18 protein-coding genes are annotated in these 17237 nt (G+C 55.8%); 15 read left to right on the top strand and 3 right to left on the bottom strand.

The features are described from left to right. Positions 1 to 2 precede the first annotated feature (2 nt). The 9 genes from rseP (at position 3) to ACR0AK_RS07435 (ending at position 8512) form a co-directional block, all read left to right on the top strand. Positions 3 to 1355: an RIP metalloprotease RseP gene (rseP, locus tag ACR0AK_RS07475; RefSeq protein ID WP_170557402.1), complete on the top strand. Its 1353-nt coding sequence runs from the start codon at positions 3 to 5 to the stop codon at positions 1353 to 1355. Positions 1356 to 1444: 89 nt separating this feature from the next. Beyond that, the gene (locus tag ACR0AK_RS07470) at positions 1445 to 1573 is read left to right on the top strand and encodes a hypothetical protein (protein ID WP_302477269.1); all 129 of its coding nucleotides are present in this window, start codon (positions 1445 to 1447) and stop codon (positions 1571 to 1573) included. Positions 1574 to 1699: 126 nt separating this feature from the next. Beyond that, positions 1700 to 4060: an outer membrane protein assembly factor BamA gene (bamA, locus tag ACR0AK_RS07465; protein WP_170557400.1), complete on the top strand. Its 2361-nt coding sequence runs from the start codon at positions 1700 to 1702 to the stop codon at positions 4058 to 4060. Positions 4061 to 4139: 79 nt separating this feature from the next. Continuing rightward, on the top strand, positions 4140 to 4652 hold the full coding sequence (locus tag ACR0AK_RS07460; protein WP_480792880.1) for an OmpH family outer membrane protein: 513 nt from the start codon (positions 4140 to 4142) through the stop codon (positions 4650 to 4652). Positions 4653 to 4724: 72 nt separating this feature from the next. Then, positions 4725 to 5198 carry a 3-hydroxyacyl-ACP dehydratase FabZ gene (fabZ, locus tag ACR0AK_RS07455; RefSeq protein WP_480792879.1) on the top strand — a complete coding sequence of 158 codons (474 nt, stop codon included), beginning with the start codon at positions 4725 to 4727 and terminating at the stop codon, positions 5196 to 5198. Then, positions 5195 to 5980 (top strand): acyl-ACP--UDP-N-acetylglucosamine O-acyltransferase, encoded by a 786-nt coding sequence (lpxA, locus tag ACR0AK_RS07450; protein ID WP_480792878.1) that lies wholly within the window; start codon positions 5195 to 5197, stop codon positions 5978 to 5980. Before fabZ ends, lpxA begins: the two co-directional genes overlap by 4 nt. A 3-nt stretch (positions 5981 to 5983) precedes the next feature. Further along, positions 5984 to 6778, top strand: coding sequence for an LpxI family protein (locus tag ACR0AK_RS07445; protein WP_480792877.1), 795 nt, complete (start codon positions 5984 to 5986; stop codon positions 6776 to 6778). Continuing rightward, positions 6778 to 7944: a lipid-A-disaccharide synthase gene (lpxB, locus tag ACR0AK_RS07440; protein ID WP_480792876.1), complete on the top strand. Its 1167-nt coding sequence runs from the start codon at positions 6778 to 6780 to the stop codon at positions 7942 to 7944. The genes ACR0AK_RS07445 and lpxB overlap by 1 nt, the downstream gene beginning before the upstream one ends. Beyond that, the gene (locus ACR0AK_RS07435) at positions 7937 to 8512 is read left to right on the top strand and encodes a hypothetical protein (protein WP_170557393.1); all 576 of its coding nucleotides are present in this window, start codon (positions 7937 to 7939) and stop codon (positions 8510 to 8512) included. Before lpxB ends, ACR0AK_RS07435 begins: the two co-directional genes overlap by 8 nt. Before the next feature lie 10 nt (positions 8513 to 8522). On the opposite strand, the gene mnmA is transcribed toward ACR0AK_RS07435, so the two are convergent. Continuing rightward, positions 8523 to 9668, bottom strand: coding sequence for a tRNA 2-thiouridine(34) synthase MnmA (gene mnmA, locus ACR0AK_RS07430; RefSeq protein WP_480792875.1), 1146 nt, complete (start codon positions 9666 to 9668; stop codon positions 8523 to 8525). Positions 9669 to 9797: 129 nt separating this feature from the next. On the opposite strand from mnmA, the gene sciP reads away from it, so the two are divergent. The 5 genes from sciP (at position 9798) to ACR0AK_RS07405 (ending at position 15462) form a co-directional block, all read left to right on the top strand. Continuing rightward, complete coding sequence (sciP, locus tag ACR0AK_RS07425) at positions 9798 to 10076, top strand: CtrA inhibitor SciP (RefSeq protein ID WP_480792874.1); 279 nt, start codon at positions 9798 to 9800, stop codon at positions 10074 to 10076. A gap of 97 nt (positions 10077 to 10173) precedes the next feature. Then, positions 10174 to 10890 (top strand): response regulator transcription factor CtrA, encoded by a 717-nt coding sequence (gene ctrA / locus ACR0AK_RS07420; RefSeq protein ID WP_170557390.1) that lies wholly within the window; start codon positions 10174 to 10176, stop codon positions 10888 to 10890. 124 nt (positions 10891 to 11014) lie between these two features. Then, positions 11015 to 13141 (top strand): NAD-dependent DNA ligase LigA, encoded by a 2127-nt coding sequence (gene ligA, locus ACR0AK_RS07415; RefSeq protein ID WP_480792873.1) that lies wholly within the window; start codon positions 11015 to 11017, stop codon positions 13139 to 13141. Next, on the top strand, positions 13138 to 15228 hold the full coding sequence (recG, locus tag ACR0AK_RS07410; RefSeq protein ID WP_480793645.1) for an ATP-dependent DNA helicase RecG: 2091 nt from the start codon (positions 13138 to 13140) through the stop codon (positions 15226 to 15228). Before ligA ends, recG begins: the two co-directional genes overlap by 4 nt. Before the next feature lie 111 nt (positions 15229 to 15339). Next, positions 15340 to 15462 carry a hypothetical protein gene (locus ACR0AK_RS07405; protein ID WP_302477268.1) on the top strand — a complete coding sequence of 41 codons (123 nt, stop codon included), beginning with the start codon at positions 15340 to 15342 and terminating at the stop codon, positions 15460 to 15462. 185 nt (positions 15463 to 15647) lie between these two features. Here the strand turns inward: ACR0AK_RS07405 and ACR0AK_RS07400 are convergent, their stop codons facing one another. Further along, a complete protein-coding gene (locus tag ACR0AK_RS07400; protein ID WP_170557387.1) occupies positions 15648 to 16286 on the bottom strand; it encodes a MarC family protein in 639 nt (212 codons plus the stop codon). A 59-nt stretch (positions 16287 to 16345) separates the two neighbouring features. Beyond that, entirely contained in the window at positions 16346 to 16798 is a 453-nt protein-coding gene (locus tag ACR0AK_RS07395) for an iron-sulfur cluster assembly scaffold protein (protein WP_480792872.1), read from the bottom strand. Between the two features lie 48 nt (positions 16799 to 16846). Here ACR0AK_RS07395 and hisI point away from each other — a divergent pair, with 48 nt between their 5' ends. Then, a complete protein-coding gene (gene hisI, locus ACR0AK_RS07390; protein ID WP_480792871.1) occupies positions 16847 to 17236 on the top strand; it encodes a phosphoribosyl-AMP cyclohydrolase in 390 nt (129 codons plus the stop codon). Position 17237 lies beyond the last annotated feature (1 nt).

The raw sequence follows: 17237 nt of genomic DNA, 5'->3' as shown, positions 1-17237 counted from the left end.
TTTTGGACGTACTTTCACTGATCCCTCAGTTTGGCAATTTGCTGTACACGATCATTGCCTTTGTGATCGCCCTTTCGGTGATCGTCGCTGTGCACGAATACGGCCACTATATCGTTGGACGGTGGTCCGGAATTCACGCCGAGGTGTTCTCGGTCGGGTTTGGCCCAGTTCTCTGGAGCCGCATCGACAAGCGCGGTACGCGCTGGCAGGTCGCTGCATTGCCATTTGGCGGATATGTGAAATTTATGGGTGACGCGAACGCGGCATCGGGCAAAGACGAAACCGCGATGACCGAAATCACCGAGCAAAGCCCGGAGGATCTGCGGCGCACCATGCACGGAGCACCTCTTTGGGCCCGCTCGGCTACGGTCGCCGCCGGGCCGGTGTTCAATTTCGTGATGTCGATCCTGGTGTTTGGCCTGATTTTCCTAACCCAGGGCGTGACCAAAGACCCGCTGACCGTTGGAACTCTGCATCCTTTGCCGGGAACCGTTCAGGAGTTGCAGGACGGTGATGAAATCGTTGCTATTGGTGGCATACCGGTGCCGGACTTCGATCAACAAGGGGCTTGGAGCGATTTCGTCGACGCGCTTCCGATGGAACCGATTCTGGATTACACCGTCATCCGCGACGATCAGACTTTGGATGTTTCGGCCCCGTGGCTGTTCCCGCCGCTGATTCAGCAGGTTACGCCCCGTAGTGCGGCAATGGATATCGACCTTCAGCGTGGCGATGTCATCACGTCGGTCAACGGGGATCCGATATTTGCCTTCGATCAACTTAAGGAATACGTCGAGGGGTCTGACGGGAAGGTTCTGTTGCTGAACGTCTGGCGAGACGGGGCCGATCTTGAATTTGCACTTGCCCCAAGACGCACGGACGAACCGCAACCTGAAGGCGGCTTTGTAACCCATTGGCGAATTGGAATCGTCGGCGGCATGATGCTTGAACCTGCGACAGAGTCGGCTGGTATTCTTGAATCCATTGCAGGCGGGGCACGTCAAACCCTGCGTATCGTAGAAGGGTCGCTGTCAGGTATATGGCATATGGTTACTGGTGCCATCAGCACCTGCAACATGTCCGGGCCGATTGGTATCGCAGAAACCTCGGGGGCTATGGCCAGTCAGGGTGCGCAAAGTTTCATATTCTTTATCGCGGTACTGTCTACTGCGGTTGGCCTGTTGAACCTATTTCCGATACCGGCCCTGGATGGCGGTCACCTGGTGTTCTACGCCTACGAAGCCGTAGCGGGCAAACCGCCGAGCGACGCAGTGCTTAAGGTTCTGATGGGCGTGGGAATATCCCTGATTTTGGGCTTGATGATCTTTTCGGTTTCGAACGATCTGCTTTGTTGATTGTGGCTGGGCGCGCCAAGAAAAGCCGTAATTTCGCCCCAATCAGTAGCTAGGTTTATTGCGTCTTATTTTCTGTTTCAGAGGCTCAAATGACAAAGACGCTCCGGAAATCGTATCAGAGCTTTAGTTTCTTGTTCATGCTGAACTGGGATGCCCTGTTGTTTTTCGGCGCGACTGCGCTGGCTATCAGTGGCTGGGCCTTTGTAGTCGGCATGTGATTCTTGCCAAGAATTGAATACACGTTACAGCGGCCCACTGGGCCGCTTTGTGTTTTCGTCTTTTGACAACGAAACTTAATCTCGCTACTCAACAATAAAGTCCTAAAATTCTGGGTAGAGAAAAAAATGACTGATAGGCGAGGCGCAGGCACATCCTGCGGGGGGCAGAAGCCAACAAACAAGATTTTGTGGCAGACGCTACGTATTTTTTCCTTTGTATTTATAGCTAGCTTTACCTTCCTTCCGGAGGTCGCTCGCGCGCAAAGTTACACAATCAATTCGTTCGATGTTGAGGGCAACAGACGCATCGAAAGCTCGACAATTATTGCCCGGACCGGGATCCAGCCTGGTCAGACAGTGACTGCCGGACAATTGAACGACGCGTTTCAGCGTTTGCTTGACAGTGGTGTTTTTGAGACAGTTGAACTGACGCCGCGTGGAAGCACGCTGGTGATCGAGGTCGAGGAATATCCAACGATCAACCAGATCAGCATCGAAGGCAATCGTCGCGTAAAGGACGACTTACTTCTGGATGCGATCAATTCTCAGCCCCGCCGGGTTTTCACGCCTCAGCTTGCTGAAGCCGACGCAGATCAGATCGCCGAAATCTACTCAGCGCAGGGCCGCGTTTCCGCAACCGTTATCCCGCGTATCATCCGCCGCAGCGACAACCGCGTTGACCTCGTCTTTGAAATTGCCGAGGGCACTACGATCGAGGTCGAACGCGTCAGCTTTGTTGGCAACCGGGCATATTCAGATCGCCGCTTGCGCCGGGTTCTGGAAACAAAGCAAGCCAACATTCTGCGGACTTTCCTACGCGGCGACACGTTTATCGCGGACCGTATCGAGTTTGATAAGCAGGTCATCCGCGACTTTTACCTGTCTCGCGGATATGTGGACTTCCGCGTTAACAGCGCAAATGTGGAATTCACCCGCGAACGTGACGCATTTTTCCTGGTGATGAACATCACGGAAGGTCAGAAGTTCTCGTTTGGCAAGATTTCTACGGTCAGTGAAATTCCGGGGGTCGATCCGGCCGCGTATCAGGCTGCGCTGAAAATCCGCCCGGGTGTGACTTACTCTCCGTCATTGATTGAAAGCTCGATTGCCCGTCAGGAGCGGTTGGGTCTGAAACAAGGTGTGGATTTCCTGCGGGTCGAGCCTCGGGTTACGCGAAACCCACGTGATCTGACCTTGGACGTGCAGTTTGTTCTGACCAGGGGTCCTCGGATCTTTGTTGAACGCATCGACATCGAAGGCAATACAACGACGCTGGACCGTGTGATCCGCCGGCAGTTCGACACTGTCGAAGGTGATCCGTTCAATCCGCGCGAAATCCGCCAGAGCGCTGAACGTATCCGCGCCCTTGGGTTCTTTGCAGTTGCTGACGTGGAGCCACGCGAAGGGTCTACGCCCAGCCAGGTGATTGTCGATGTGGACGTCGAAGAACAGCCCACAGGCTCGCTGAGCCTTGGGGGTAGCTACTCGATTTCCGACGGTTTCGGGATTGCAATCGGTCTGAACGAATCCAACTTCCTGGGTCGCGGTCAAAACCTAGGGGTAACGCTGTCCACAGCGCAGGACTCCGAGCAGTACATAATTAACTTCACCGAACCGTATTTGCTGGGCCGCCGGTTGCAGTTCGATCTTGGTCTTGGTTTGGCAACGACGAACTCAAGCTTTGCAAGCTACGATACCAAGCGCGTCTTCTTCGAGCCGCAGCTGAGTTATGCGATCAGTGAATTGTCATCGGTTCGTCTGCGTTATGGCTGGGACCGCAGCGAGATGACGCAGCAGGATGATGAAGTAAACGGTGCTGTCATCGCTTCGGAAATTGAGCAAGGTAAGCGGACATCCAGCACCCTGGGTGTGTCATACCTTTATGATAGCCGTCGCGGTGGTTTGAACCCGAATGCTGGCGTTCTGTTCGAGGTCGGTGTTGATGCCGCTGGTCTTGGTGGTGACAACGAGTTCTACAAGACCACAGCCCGCGGTATCGCGCAGACACGTGTCTGGAACGAAGAGGTCGTCTTGCGTGCGACGATGGAAGTTGGTGCGCTGCATTGGCAGGGTGACGACTTTAGCCGGACCATCGACCGCTTTTTGATTGGTCCGAACACGTTCCGTGGCTTTGAGCCTGCTGGTCTGGGCCCGCGCGACCTCTCCAACGGTCAGGACGATGCGATTGGCGGCAACTATTACTGGGTTGCGCGTTTTGAATCCGATTTCCCGCTTGGCCTGCCAGAGGAATTGGGTTTGCGCGGCGGTGTGTTTTACGATGTTGGTAACGTCTATAACATCAACAACGTGAACACTGCCGGTGCTGACATCGTCGGCGCGGACGGTTCTGTTCGTCACGTGATCGGGTTATCAGTTCTGTGGGATACGCCTTTTGGGCCGTTGCGTTTCAACTTCTCGAAAGCCTTGAAAAAGGAAGATTTCGACAAGGAACAGAACTTTGACCTGACTGTTCAGGCGCGGTTCTGATCGTCGTATGCTTAAGTTGATGAATGTAATTGTGCAGGGCCCGCTTCGGGCCCTGTGCGTTTTTTTGGCGCTGGCTAGTGTGTCGACTGTTCAAGCGCAGCAATTGGGTGCTCCTCAGGCAGATGTTCTGACCTTGTCTAGCGAACGGATGTTTTCCGAGTCGCTATTTGGACGACGCGTCATGCGCGAGATTGAGAGTGAAGGAGCATTACTGGCGGCCGAGAATGAACGGATCGTCGCAGAGCTGAGCAAAGAAGAAAAAGACCTGACCGAAAAGCGCGCTGAATTGCCAACGGATGAGTTTCGGCCTTTGGCCGAAGCGTTCGACATCAAGGTTCAGTCGCACCGCGAAAGTCAACGCGCGAAACTGGACGCGCTTGCGCGGCAAAGCGAAGAAGCGCGGCAGACCTTTCTGGTTCTTGTGCAACCCATCCTGATCGAGTTGTTGCGCGAGTCCGGGGCATCGGTCGTCATCGAACGGTCAAACGTCTTTCTCAGTTCGGACCGAACCGACGTAACTGAGGCGGCCATTGCACGGATTAATGAACAGATTGGCGATGGCAGCCAACTTGAAACCGAAGGCAAAGAATAGGTTTGCTTGCCCTTAGGGCGCGGTGTTGCTAACCACGCGACAAAGAGAAATCCAGAACGGGACGACTGCACTATGACCACCGAAACCAAAAGCGCAGACATTCAGCTGATTCAGCGGATATTGCCCCACCGCTATCCGTTTCTGCTGGTCGACAAGGTCGTCGATATCTCGGGCTATCAATCGGCGGTTGGCATCAAGAACGTCACCATGAACGAGCCGCATTTCCAGGGGCATTTCCCTGGGACGCCGATCATGCCGGGCGTGACCATTGTCGAAGCGATGGCACAGACTGCGGGTGTCATGCTGGGTGTGGGTATGGACGTGATCGACAGCGAACTGTTGATCTATTTTATGAACATCGACAAATGCAAATTCCGTCGCAAAGTGATCCCGGGTGACGTGCTTGAAATGCATGTCGAAACGGTCCGCGGCAAAAAAGGCGGCAAGATCTTCAAATTCTCTGGTCGTGCCACAGTCGAAGGTGAGGTCGCGGCCGAGGCCGAGTTTTCGGCCTATGTCGACTGGGATATGGAAAAAACCACATGAGCGGCATCCACCCAAGCGCAATCATTGAAGACGGCGCGCAGATTGGTGATGGCTGCGTCATTGGCCCGTTCTGTTATGTGGGGCCCCAAGTCACGTTGGCTGATCGGGTTGAACTGAAGTCGCATGTTGTCGTAACCGGCGATACTTCGATCGGCGAAGAGACCGTGATCTTCAATTTTTCGGTCATCGGAGAGATCCCGCAGGATCTTAAATTCGGCGGCGAAAACACGAGTCTTGAGATCGGTAAACGTAATCGTATCCGTGAACACGTCACCGTAAACACCGGGACCGATGGTGGCGGTGGTGTCACGCGGATCGGCGATGATTGTCTGCTGATGGCAGGCGTACACGTTGCCCACGATGTTCAAATCGGAAATCGTGTCATCATGGTCAACCACGCCGGCGCTGCAGGTCACTGCATCATTGAGGATGACGTGATTGTCGGTGGCATCTCCGGTTTGCATCAATGGGTCCGCGTTGGGCGCGGTGCGATCATTGGCGCGCTGACTATGGTTCCGAACGACGTGATCCCTTACGGCCTCGTTCAAGCGCCGCGGGGCGAACTTGATGGACTAAACCTCGTCGGACTCAAGCGGCGGGGCGTTTCACGCGACGATATCGCCGCATTGCGGGCGGCGTTCCGCGAGTTGTCGACGGGTGACGGCACGTTCATGGAACGCGCGCATCGGGTCGGCGCGGATAACGAAAGCGAATACGTGCAGCGGATTGTCGATTTCGTTACTGGACATTCGGATCGGTCATTCCTGACACCGGGGAAATAAACCATGCTGGCGTTGATTGCTGGAACAGGCGTTTTACCGGGTGAAGTGGTTGCGCAGTTGCCCGACCGCCCTGTGGTATGCGCCATGGAAGGGTTCCGACCGGATACGTTGACGCCGGATGTCGAGTTCCCATTGGAACAGGTCGGAACCTTTATCGCCGACATCAAGGCGCAAGGCGTGACACAGATCTGCATGGCGGGTGCCGTCGGGCGTCCGCCCATTGATCCTGCGCGGATCGATGCGGCTACATTGCCTTTGGTGCCAATCCTGCAACAGGCCATAATGTCAGGCGATGACGCGGCGCTTCGCGCGGTCATCGGCATTTTCGAAGATTCGGGGCTAGAGGTTAAGGCTGCCCACGAAATCGCACCGAACCTTCTTCCAAAATTGGGGTGCTTAACGCAGGCGCAACCATCTGAGGCCGATCTGGCTGATGCGGACCGTGCATCGGGTGTCGTCCGGGCGATGGGTTCTGCGGATGTTGGGCAGGCCTGTGTGGTTTCAAAACGGCAGGCGCTGGCGATAGAGGGTATCTTCGGCACGGCATGGATGTTGCAGTCTCTGACTCAGCGCCCCGATGCCGGCGGCGGCATTCTGTTCAAAGCCCCGAAACCGGATCAGGAAGTTCGTGCAGATCTGCCTGCGATCGGGCCCGATACCGTGTCTGGCGCCGTTGCGGCGGGACTGTCGGGAATTGTGATCGAAAAGGGCGGTGTCCTTGTGCTTGAGAAAGACCGCGTGATTTCGGAATGTGACCGGCTTGGCCTGTTTTTGTATGTTCGCGAGCGGACGAACTGATGCGGGTTTTCGTCGTCGCCGGTGAACCTTCGGGGGACCGGCTTGGCGGGGCTTTGATGGAAGGCCTGCGCGCACTTGTACCCGGAGTTGAATTTCAGGGCGTTGGCGGCCCGCTGATGCAGGCACAAGGGTTGGACAGCCTGTTTCCTATGTCCGAACTGTCGGTCATGGGCTTGGTTGAAGTTCTTCCCAAGTTCTTTCACCTCAAACGCCGGATTGCCGAGACTGCGCAGGCAGTATTGGACTGCAAACCGGACGTTCTGATCACCATCGACAGCCCCGATTTTTCATTGCGGGTTGCCAAACTGGTCAAAGCTCAAAGCACTATCCGCACAGTTCACTACGTTGCTCCCAGTGTTTGGGCGTGGCGTCCGGGGCGGGCGGACAAGATGGCAAAGGTCATCGACCATGTGCTGGCCCTGTTGCCTTTCGAACCTCCCTATATGCAGCGCGCGGGGATGGAATGCGATTTTGTAGGGCATCCGGTGGCCAGTGAGCCGGTTGCCGCCAATCAAGACATACAGGCTTTTCGCGAGGCGCACGGCTTAGGGCAAGCGCCAATTGTGCTGGCCTTGCCAGGTTCCCGCCGGGGCGAGGTCGATCGTTTGGCTCCGGTCTTTGGTCAGTCCCTAAGCCTGTTTCTGAAGCAGCGACCGGACACGCGCGTTGTCGTGCCAGCGGTTGCTCATATGGTGGATGCGGTCAGCGAACATGTTCAGCACTGGCCAGGGGCGCCGGTTGTGGTTGACCCGCGTGACTTACCCACCGATCAGGCGCAGGCGCAGAAGAGGGCGGCATTTGCGGCGGCTGACCTTGCACTGGCGGCGTCCGGGACGGTCTCTTTGGAACTGGCTGCACAAGCCACACCCATGGTGATTGCTTACAATCTTAACTGGCTAACCACGCTGATCGCGAAGCGCATGGTGGATCTGGAGACGGTGACGCTTGTCAATCTGGTGTCAGAAACGCGTGCGGTTCCCGAATGCCTTTTGGACGATTGTGAACCGGGCAAAATTGCCGCTGCAATGGCGGATGTAGACGCCAACCCGGAGGCTCAGCGCAGTGCTATGGATGTAACCATGGACCGTCTGGGGCGCGGTGGCGAAGCACCGGGTCTGCGCGCAGCCCGTGCAGTGTTAAACAGGTTGCCCAATCGCCATGATTGAACACATCCTGTTCGCGTTCTCTGCCGCGATCGTGACCATATCGACCAACATAGACAACCTGGTCATCCTTTTCGGCCTGATCATGGTGATGGAGACGCGCCGCGCCGTATTCGGTTTTGCCGCAGCCCAGATGATTATTCTGTCACTGTCGCTGGTCATTGCCAGTGGGCTTGATCACAGCAGGTTTTTAAATTGGGTCGGTTATCTTGGAATTATCCCTTTGTCGTTGGGCCTGTATGGCATCTGGCAACAACGAATGGGTTCGGACGGACGTCAACTGCCCGATACGGGCGCCATCACCTCGGTCGTTGCGCTGTTTTTGACCTTGTCGATTGATACGCTTGCGGCCATGACGCCCTTGTTCGCGGATTCTACCCCCGCGTTTCGATTGACGGCTTTGATCGGAGCTGGATGTGCACTTGCAACGCTGATCGCAATCGCAAGTTGGGGCGCTCCACGTGCTCAGGTGTTGGGGCCGCGTTTTGCCCGGCTCGACCGGATTGCACCTTTCATCATGGTCGCAGTCGGACTGTACATTCTGGTGAACAGCCCGACGGACGTTTTGTAATCTGATCGCCTTAGTAGCCGCGCCAGATCCAGCCGCCACCGAAAATTCGGCTGCCTTCGTTGGCGTAGAACACGCAGGCCTGACCGGGTGAGATACCTTCCTCGGGCGTCAGTAGTTCGACCTCGGCGGTCGTATCAGACGACGGCCGGACAATCGCCTCACGAGGGGCGCGGGTAGAGCGTACTTTGACAGACAGATGCCATTCATCTCGCGATGTGAAGGGTTCATCCCCCAGCCAGTTGATCTCCCGCACTGGAACAGTACGGGTTGCCAGCATCTCTTTCGGGCCGACCACAACCTGCTTTTTGTCTACGTCCAGCTTCACCACATACAAAGGCTCGCTCAACCCGCCGATACCCAGACCGCGGCGTTGACCGATGGTGTAGTGGATGACGCCGTTGTGCTGTGCCAGGACCCGACCGTCTGTATGAACGATCTCACCCGGTTCCGCCGCACCGGGGCGCAGCTTTTCGATAACGCCGGCATAGTTGCCATCTGGCACAAAGCAGATGTCCTGGCTGTCGGGCTTGTCTGCCACCGACAATCCATACTGTGCGGCCATCTCGCGCGTTGCGTCCTTGGAAGGCAAGTGGCCCAGAGGAAAGCGCAAAAAGCTCAGTTGTTCCGGAGTGGTCGAAAACAGGAAATAGGATTGGTCCCTGTTCGCGTCTTCGGCACTGTGAAGCTCAGGCCCGTTCTCACCCATCTTGCGCTGGATGTAGTGACCTGTAGCCATGCAGTCGGCCTCAAGGTCTTTGGCGGTTTCCAGCAGGTCTTTGAATTTCACGCGTTCGTTGCAACGGATACATGGTACAGGGGTTGCACCAGCCAGATAACTGTCGGCAAATTCGTCGATCACGGCGTCCTTAAAGATGTTCTCATAGTCCAGAACATAATGGGGAAAGCCGCGTTCTTCCGCCACACGGCGCGCGTCATGGATATCAATCCCCGCGCAACAGGCACCTTTTTTGGCTAGGGCCGCGCCGTGGTCGTACAGCTGTAGCGTTACGCCAACGACGTCGTAGCCCTGATCGGCCAGATAAGCAGCGACGACAGAGCTGTCCACACCACCGGACATGGCAACAACCACCCGCGTTTCCGACGGGGGTTTGGCAAAGCCAAGAGAGTTCAGCGGTGTCTCGGTATCGAGGGCCATGACGATTCCAGTACGGGTTAAGAAAGACCGGCAGAATATAGGAAAATTCTACACACTCTCAAGGGGCGGTTTCACGCGACATTAAGTAGGCTGTTGGCAGCTTTGTCGCAGCTGAAAAAGGGTCGAGAGATGTATTTGCACAAAGTCGAGGGGCCAAGGTCCGTAACCCTGCCAGATGGAACGGTTTTATCGCGTGCCGATCTGCCGCCTGCCGAAACAAGCAGGTGGGTCGCATCGCGCAAGGCCGTCGTGGTACGCGGCGTTCTTTACGGGCTGATTTCCTTGTCAGATGCCAAGAAACGGTACGGGCTTAGCGATGAGGAATTCAATTCATGGGTTTCTGCGGTTGCCGAACACGGAACAGACGCTCTGAAGGTCACGACACTAAAAAAATATCGACAACTTTAAGATGAATGTGAATAAATGATTCAACGGTAACGTCAGATTAACCATTTTTGATCAGGCTCATTTTGAAATTGGTAAATTGACTGAATTGGAGCAGTAAATGCGTATACTTCTTGTTGAGGACGATCCGACCACATCGAAAAGCATCGAACTGATGCTGACGCATGCCAATCTAAACGTTTATGCGACGGATTTGGGCGAGGAAGGTATCGATCTTGCCAAGCTTTACGATTACGATCTGATCCTTCTGGATTTGAACCTGCCAGATATGAACGGTCACGAAGTTCTGCGACAGCTACGCATTGCACGGGTTGAAACACCCATCCTGATCCTGTCTGGCGCTGACGATACCGAAAGCAAGATTAAGGGTTTCGGTTTTGGCGCTGACGACTACATGACCAAACCTTTCCACCGAGAGGAACTGGTCGCCCGCATTCACGCAATCATTCGGCGGTCCAAAGGACATTCGCAGTCTGTCATTCATACCGGCCGTGTCGCGGTGAACCTGGATGCCAAAACGGTTGAGGTCGAAGGCAAAGCCGTTCATCTGACTGGCAAGGAATACCAGATGCTGGAATTGCTGAGCCTGCGGAAAGGCACAACGCTGACAAAAGAGATGTTCCTCAACCATCTCTACGGCGGAATGGACGAACCCGAATTGAAAATTATCGACGTTTTCATCTGCAAACTTCGCAAAAAACTCAGCAATGCTACAGGCGGCCAAAACTATATCGAAACCGTTTGGGGCAGGGGCTATGTGCTGCGCGATCCCCAAAGCAACAGCTTGGATGAACGGCGGATCGCTGTTGGAGCCTGACTTTCAATGAAATCTGGTCGCCGTTGGTCTGGGGCGACCCCCTCACTCACGTAACAGCACATCTGGACCTAGCCTTGGCCTCGCCCTATCACTGGGTTCAAAGACTAAGTGACAGGGCAAGGCCATGAGCGATTCAATTGCGGTATCAGAGCTGACGGAAGATCAGGCACGTGCTGAGCTGGCGCGGTTGGCGGAGGCTATTGCGCGGGCAAACACGCTGTATCACGCGGAAGACGCCCCCGACATATCGGATGCCGACTACGACGCGCTAAAGCGACGAAACGCTGATATCGAGGCACGGTTCCCCCAGTTGAAGCGGCTCGACAGCCCTACCGATCAGGTGGGTGCGCGCCCGGCCGAGGGGTTTTCCAAGCTCGAACACGCCGTCCGAATGATGTCTTTAGGCAATGCGTTCAATGATGAGGATGTCGCAGATTTTGATCGGTCGATCCGCAAATATCTGGGGCTAAGCGACACTGCCGAGCTTTCTTTTACTGCCGAGCCAAAGATTGACGGTTTGTCGTTATCGCTAAGATATGAGCATGGAAAACTTGTCCAGGCAGCGACGCGAGGCGATGGAGAAGTAGGAGAAAACGTTACTGCGAACGCGCTCACGATCTCGGACATCCCGCACAAGGTCGAAAACGCTCCTGATATTCTGGAAGTCCGCGGCGAAGTTTACATGTCGCATGAAGATTTCGACAAGTTGAACGCGCGACAGTCAGAGTTGGGTGAAAAGGTATTCTCAAATCCGCGAAACGCCGCTGCCGGGTCGTTGAGGCAGCTTGACGCAAAAATCACGCGCTCCCGTCCGCTGCGGTTTTTTGCTTATGCCTGGGGTGAGTTGTCAGCGCCTTTGGCCGCCACACAAATGGGTGCGATCGAACGGTTGGCGAAATTAGGTTTTTCGACCAACCTGCTGACAGCATTATGTGAAACGACGGATCAGATGCTCGACCATTATCGAAGCATCGAAGCACAGCGCGCCACGCTTGGTTATGATATAGATGGCGTTGTCTACAAGGTGAACGATTTGGCGCTGCAGGCGCGATTGGGGTTCAGGTCCACCACGCCCAGATGGGCTATCGCACATAAGTTTCCAGCAGAACTGGCGTGGACAAGGCTTGAGGCCATCGACATTCAGGTGGGCCGCACTGGTGCGCTCAGCCCGGTTGCTCGGCTGCATCCAGTGACCGTTGGCGGCGTCGTAGTGTCCAATGCCACGTTGCACAACGAAGACTACATTGCTGGTCGTGACGCAAAGGGTGGTACGATCCGCGACGGCAAGGATATCAGGGTCGGTGATTGGGTGCAGGTTTACCGCGCGGGCGATGTGATCCCCAAAGTGGCGGATGTGGATGTTTCAAAACGCCCTGAGGATGCGCAGCCTTACGACTTTCCGACATCCTGCCCGGAATGCGGCAGTGAAGCGGTTCGGGAAGAAGGCGATGCTGTCAGACGCTGTATTGGTGGGATTATCTGCCCGGCGCAGGCTGTTGAAAAGCTGAAACATTTCGTGTCTCGAAAGGCGTTCGATATCGAAGGGTTGGGCGCCAAGCAGGTTGAAATGTTCTACGATGACCCGGACTTGCCGATCAAAACTCCGGTGGACATCTTCACGTTGCAGACCAGAGATGCGGCCAATCTCAACAAGCTCGCCAACCGCAAGGGTTGGGGCGCGCAAAGCGCCGGGAACCTTTGGGCTGCCATTGACGAAAAACGTCAGATTCCATTCGGACGTCTTCTCTTTGCATTGGGCATCCGACATGTCGGTGAAGCGGCGTCAAACCTGATTGCCAACCATTATGGCAACTGGGCCGATTTCGAGTGCGCCGTCACTGCTGCGGCTGAATTCGAAGGACCTGAATGGGATGAACTTCTGAGTATTGATGGCGTCGGCGACGTTATGGCCCGTGCTTTGGTGTCCGCCTTTGCGCAAGACGCAGAACGCGCCAGCATCGACGCTCTGGTCACGCAATTGGACGTACAGGACGCGAAACGGCCAGACACATCGGGCAGCCCGGTGGCTGGCAAAACCGTGGTCTTCACAGGAACGCTGGAAAAGATGACCCGCGCCGAAGCAAAGGCCCGAGCTGAGGCATTGGGGGCAAAAGTCTCTGGGTCTGTCAGTAAGAAAACCGATTTACTTGTTGCCGGACCGGGCGCGGGGTCCAAAGCCAAGAAGGCTGCGGAGCTCGGGATCGAGACGCTGGACGAAGATGAATGGCTGCACTTGATCGGCACCGCATGAGCGGCCGTCCTGAAATACTTTTTCCCTTGTTTGCGGGGCTGGAGACGCTGGAGGGTGTTGGCCCAAAGACGGCTCAAACCATGATGCAGACGGGGATCGAGGCACCGCGCGATGTGCTGTTCGGTTTGCCTTACGCTGTCGTGGACCGCAGGCGGCGCGATACAATCCAGGGGGCCGACCTGCCGACGACATTGACGGTTGAGGTCACGGTTGGCACCCACAGACCACCGCGAAACAAGGGCGGAGCGTACCGCGTTCACGTCGAAGACACGCAAACCGAGTTCCAATTGGTCTTCTTCCACGCGCGCGGCGACTATTTAAAGAAAGTACTGCCGCAAGGCAGCCGTCGCGTGATTTCCGGCAAGCTTGAACTGTTTGATGGTATGGCGCAGATGGTCCACCCAGATCATATGCTGCCTGTGGAAAGTGCGGGCGACATACCCGAGTTCGAGCCGGTTTATCATCTGACACAAGGCATTACACAGAAAACAGCATACAAGGCCGCGCGCAGTGCCTTGGCCCGTGCACCCGACCTGGCCGAATGGATTGACCCCGCACAGGTTTCGAAACAGGACTGGACGGATTGGGCAACCGCGATCTCCGCGGCGCACAACCCGCAGGGAGCGGATGATGTGGCGGCGCACGCTCCGGCCCGAGAACGGCTCGCCTATGATGAACTGTTTGCCCATCAGGTGACACTCGCGCTTGCCCGACAACGAGAGCGGAAAGCCCGCGGTATCGTGAGTGTCGGAAGTGGCGCTTTGCAGTCCAAGGTTCTTTCGAACCTTCCGTACAAACCTACCGGGGCCCAGATGCGGGCGATCACGGAGATTACCGCCGACATGGGATCGGACACGCGGATGAACCGGCTGCTGCAAGGCGATGTTGGCGCAGGAAAAACTCTGGTTGCGTTCATGGCCCTTCTGGTCGCAGTCGAGGCCGGGGGACAGGGTGTTATGATGGCGCCGACCGAGATTTTGGCCCGGCAACATCTGGAAGGCCTACGCCCCCTCGCTGAAGAGGCAGGGGTTGTTCTGGAAATCCTGACCGGGCGGGATAAAGGTGCCGAACGGCGCGCTAAACTAGCCGCGTTGAAACAGGGCGATATCCACATTCTCGTTGGCACCCATGCCGTGTTTCAGAGTGATGTGGAATTCCACGCCCTGCGACTTGCCATAGTGGATGAACAACACCGGTTCGGGGTTCGTCAGCGGATGGAGCTTTCAGAAAAAGGGCAAGGTGCTGATGTTCTGGTTATGACCGCGACGCCAATCCCGCGCAGTCTGGCCCTGGCCCAATACGGAGACATGGATGTCTCGGTTTTGGATGAAAAACCACCGGGGCGAAAGCCGATTAAAACGGCGATTATCAGCACCGAGCGTATGGATGAAGTCGTTGCGCACTTGCGTCGCGCCATTGACGAGGGGCGACAGTGTTATTGGGTCTGTCCTCTGGTTGACGAATCCGAAGTCTCGGACCTGACAGCTGCGGAAGAGCGATTCAAACGGCTGCGCACGGTTTTGGGCGACGGCGTTGTCGGCCTTGTTCATGGCCAAATGCCCGCCGCCGACAAGGACGCAGCAATGGCCGCGTTTCAGGAAGGTCACACAAAGGTACTAGTCGCAACGACTGTGATCGAAGTCGGGGTGAATGTACCCAACGCCTCGATCATGGTGATCGAGCGGGCAGAAATATTCGGTTTGGCTCAGTTACACCAACTGCGCGGCCGCGTTGGACGCGGCGAGGCGGATTCGACCTGCTTGCTGATGTATCAACCACCGTTAAGCGAGGGCGGGCGGAAGCGGTTGGAGGTTTTGCGAGAGACGGAAGACGGGTTCCGAATATCCGAGACCGATTTGCAGATGCGCGGAGCAGGGGATCTGATTGGCACGGCTCAATCCGGGTTACCAAAGTTCCGGATCGCGGATCTGGAGCGTCAGGCCGGATTGATGGCTGTTGCGCAGACGGATGCTCGCAACCTGCTGTCCAAAGACCCGAACTTGACCACTGAACGCGGCCAGGCTGTCCGTGTTCTGCTATGGCTCATGAAACAGGATCAGGCAATCCGTTTAATTTCAGTGGGTTAGGGGATAAGTCCCCAAAAGTTCACAAATGTTCTCAAAAAGTTCTTTACTGACTCGGCGAAATATGAGAACAAAAGGTCAACAAAGGATTAAAACCCAACCGGAGGTGAGACTATGCTGACCCAGATCAAAACCGCCATTAGCCGTTCGCAATCCACGCTATTGCAGGATGCGGCGGGTGCGGTTTCGTTAGTGGTGATGCTGGTGGTTGCCCTTCATCTGCCCGGAGCGTTCTGACCCTTTCTGCCTGCGATCTCGTGCCGAAAACACCGCGCTGTCGTCCCCATATCAGTCAAGGGTGACCTGCCTGTCCCATTTCCCTTGAAAGGGCCATGCCTCGGCCCTGCGCGGAAATCCGGATCCCACGCGAGACACGCATTACCTGCCGCCGCCCTTTCCGCCCGGAAGGTGCGGCGGTTTTTTTATAGCTGTCCGGTTTTGAAGATTTCCAGCATCGCAGACAGTACTGAATTCACGGCAACCGACGCCAGTATCATTCCCATGATGCGGCTGATAATGGCGGCACCTGAATGACCAATCAGTCGAATGATCGGTTCGGCCAGAAGCATCAAAACAAACGCGATGGCCACGACAGACAGCATGACCAATGCCGTGATACCCTGATCGGCAGCGCTGTAGCGGTTGTTGTCTGTCAGGATAACCACCGCCAACATCGCACCCGGAGACGCTAGTGACGGCACGGCAAGCGGAAAGATTGCTGGGTTGTGTTCGTGGAACCTATCTTCCTGATCGTCTTCCGCCTCGCGTTGTTCAACATCCTGTTTGCTTTCACCAAAGATCATGGTCAGGGCAAACAGGAACAGGATGATTCCTCCGGCCACCTGGAACGAGTTCAGGCCGATGTCCAGCGCCTCGATCACCACCTGCCCAAAAACCAGGAAGAACAGCAAAACCCCGGCACTGATGAGCGCAGCCAGGAAGGCTGTTTTGCGACGCGCCGCGGCGCCAAGTCCAGCCGTTACAGCAATAAAGACGGGTATCGTGCCGATCGGATCAATGACCACCCAGAGGGTTACGAAATGTTCCAGCAAACTGTTCAAACCAAATTCTCCCCCAAATATGCGCAGAGGTTAGATGGGTTTGAACTGAATTGCCATCATCAGGCGCAGTTGGCCTGTTCGGCCTGTTCCATCGCTTCGGCTGTGGCATCCAGTGCCAGCAGGATAGATGCATGTCGGTTCTTGTAGTCACGCGCAGGGATGAGAACCTCGAGCCCGTCAAACGGTGCATCTGGGGCAGGGCCGTCTTTTTTCAGCATCGCTGACAACTGATCTCTCGCCGTTTCGATCTGTGCGCGTGTCGCGCCAATCACCGCTGAACCGACAACCGAAGCAGAAGCTTGGCCTAAGGCGCAGGCCTTAACATCCTGACCGAATCCGGATACGCGGCCGTCCTCAACCTTGACGTCCACGGTTACGGTAGACCCGCACAAAGGCGAACGTTTCTTTACGGTTGCATCTGGGTTTTCCAACCGTTTCAGATGCGGAATATCCGCAGCCAGGGCCAGAATGCGCCCGGAATAGAGCTTTATCAGGTCGTTCTCGCCAGACATGGCTTTCCCTCGTTGCGTGTTCCCCATACATAGTGAGCATCCAACGGGATGCAAAAGGTTTTTACAATGTCTGAGACCGTCACCTTCGATCCGTCCAACCTGACGTACAATGACGCTGGTCTGATTCCAGCCATCGCACAAGATGAGGCCTCGGGCGAGGTGTTAATGATGGCGTGGATGAACGCGGAAGCGATTGAAAAAACACTGGAAACGCGCCGCGTAACGTATTGGTCGCGGTCGCGTCAATCGTTCTGGATCAAAGGCGAAACCTCAGGCCACGTGCAAGAACTGGTTGATTTTCGGGTCGATTGTGACCGAGACTGTCTGCTTGTTCTGGTGCGACAGACCGGCGCGGCCTGTCACACCAACCGACGCACCTGTTTTTACACTGCTGTTCGGGATGATGCAGAAGTCGAACTTATGGGCCCAATGGAATAGG

This window comes from Ruegeria sp. BI12 (genome assembly GCF_056537985.1).
Note: the sequence above shows the minus strand (reverse complement) of the source record. Positions and strands in the feature narration are given on the sequence as shown.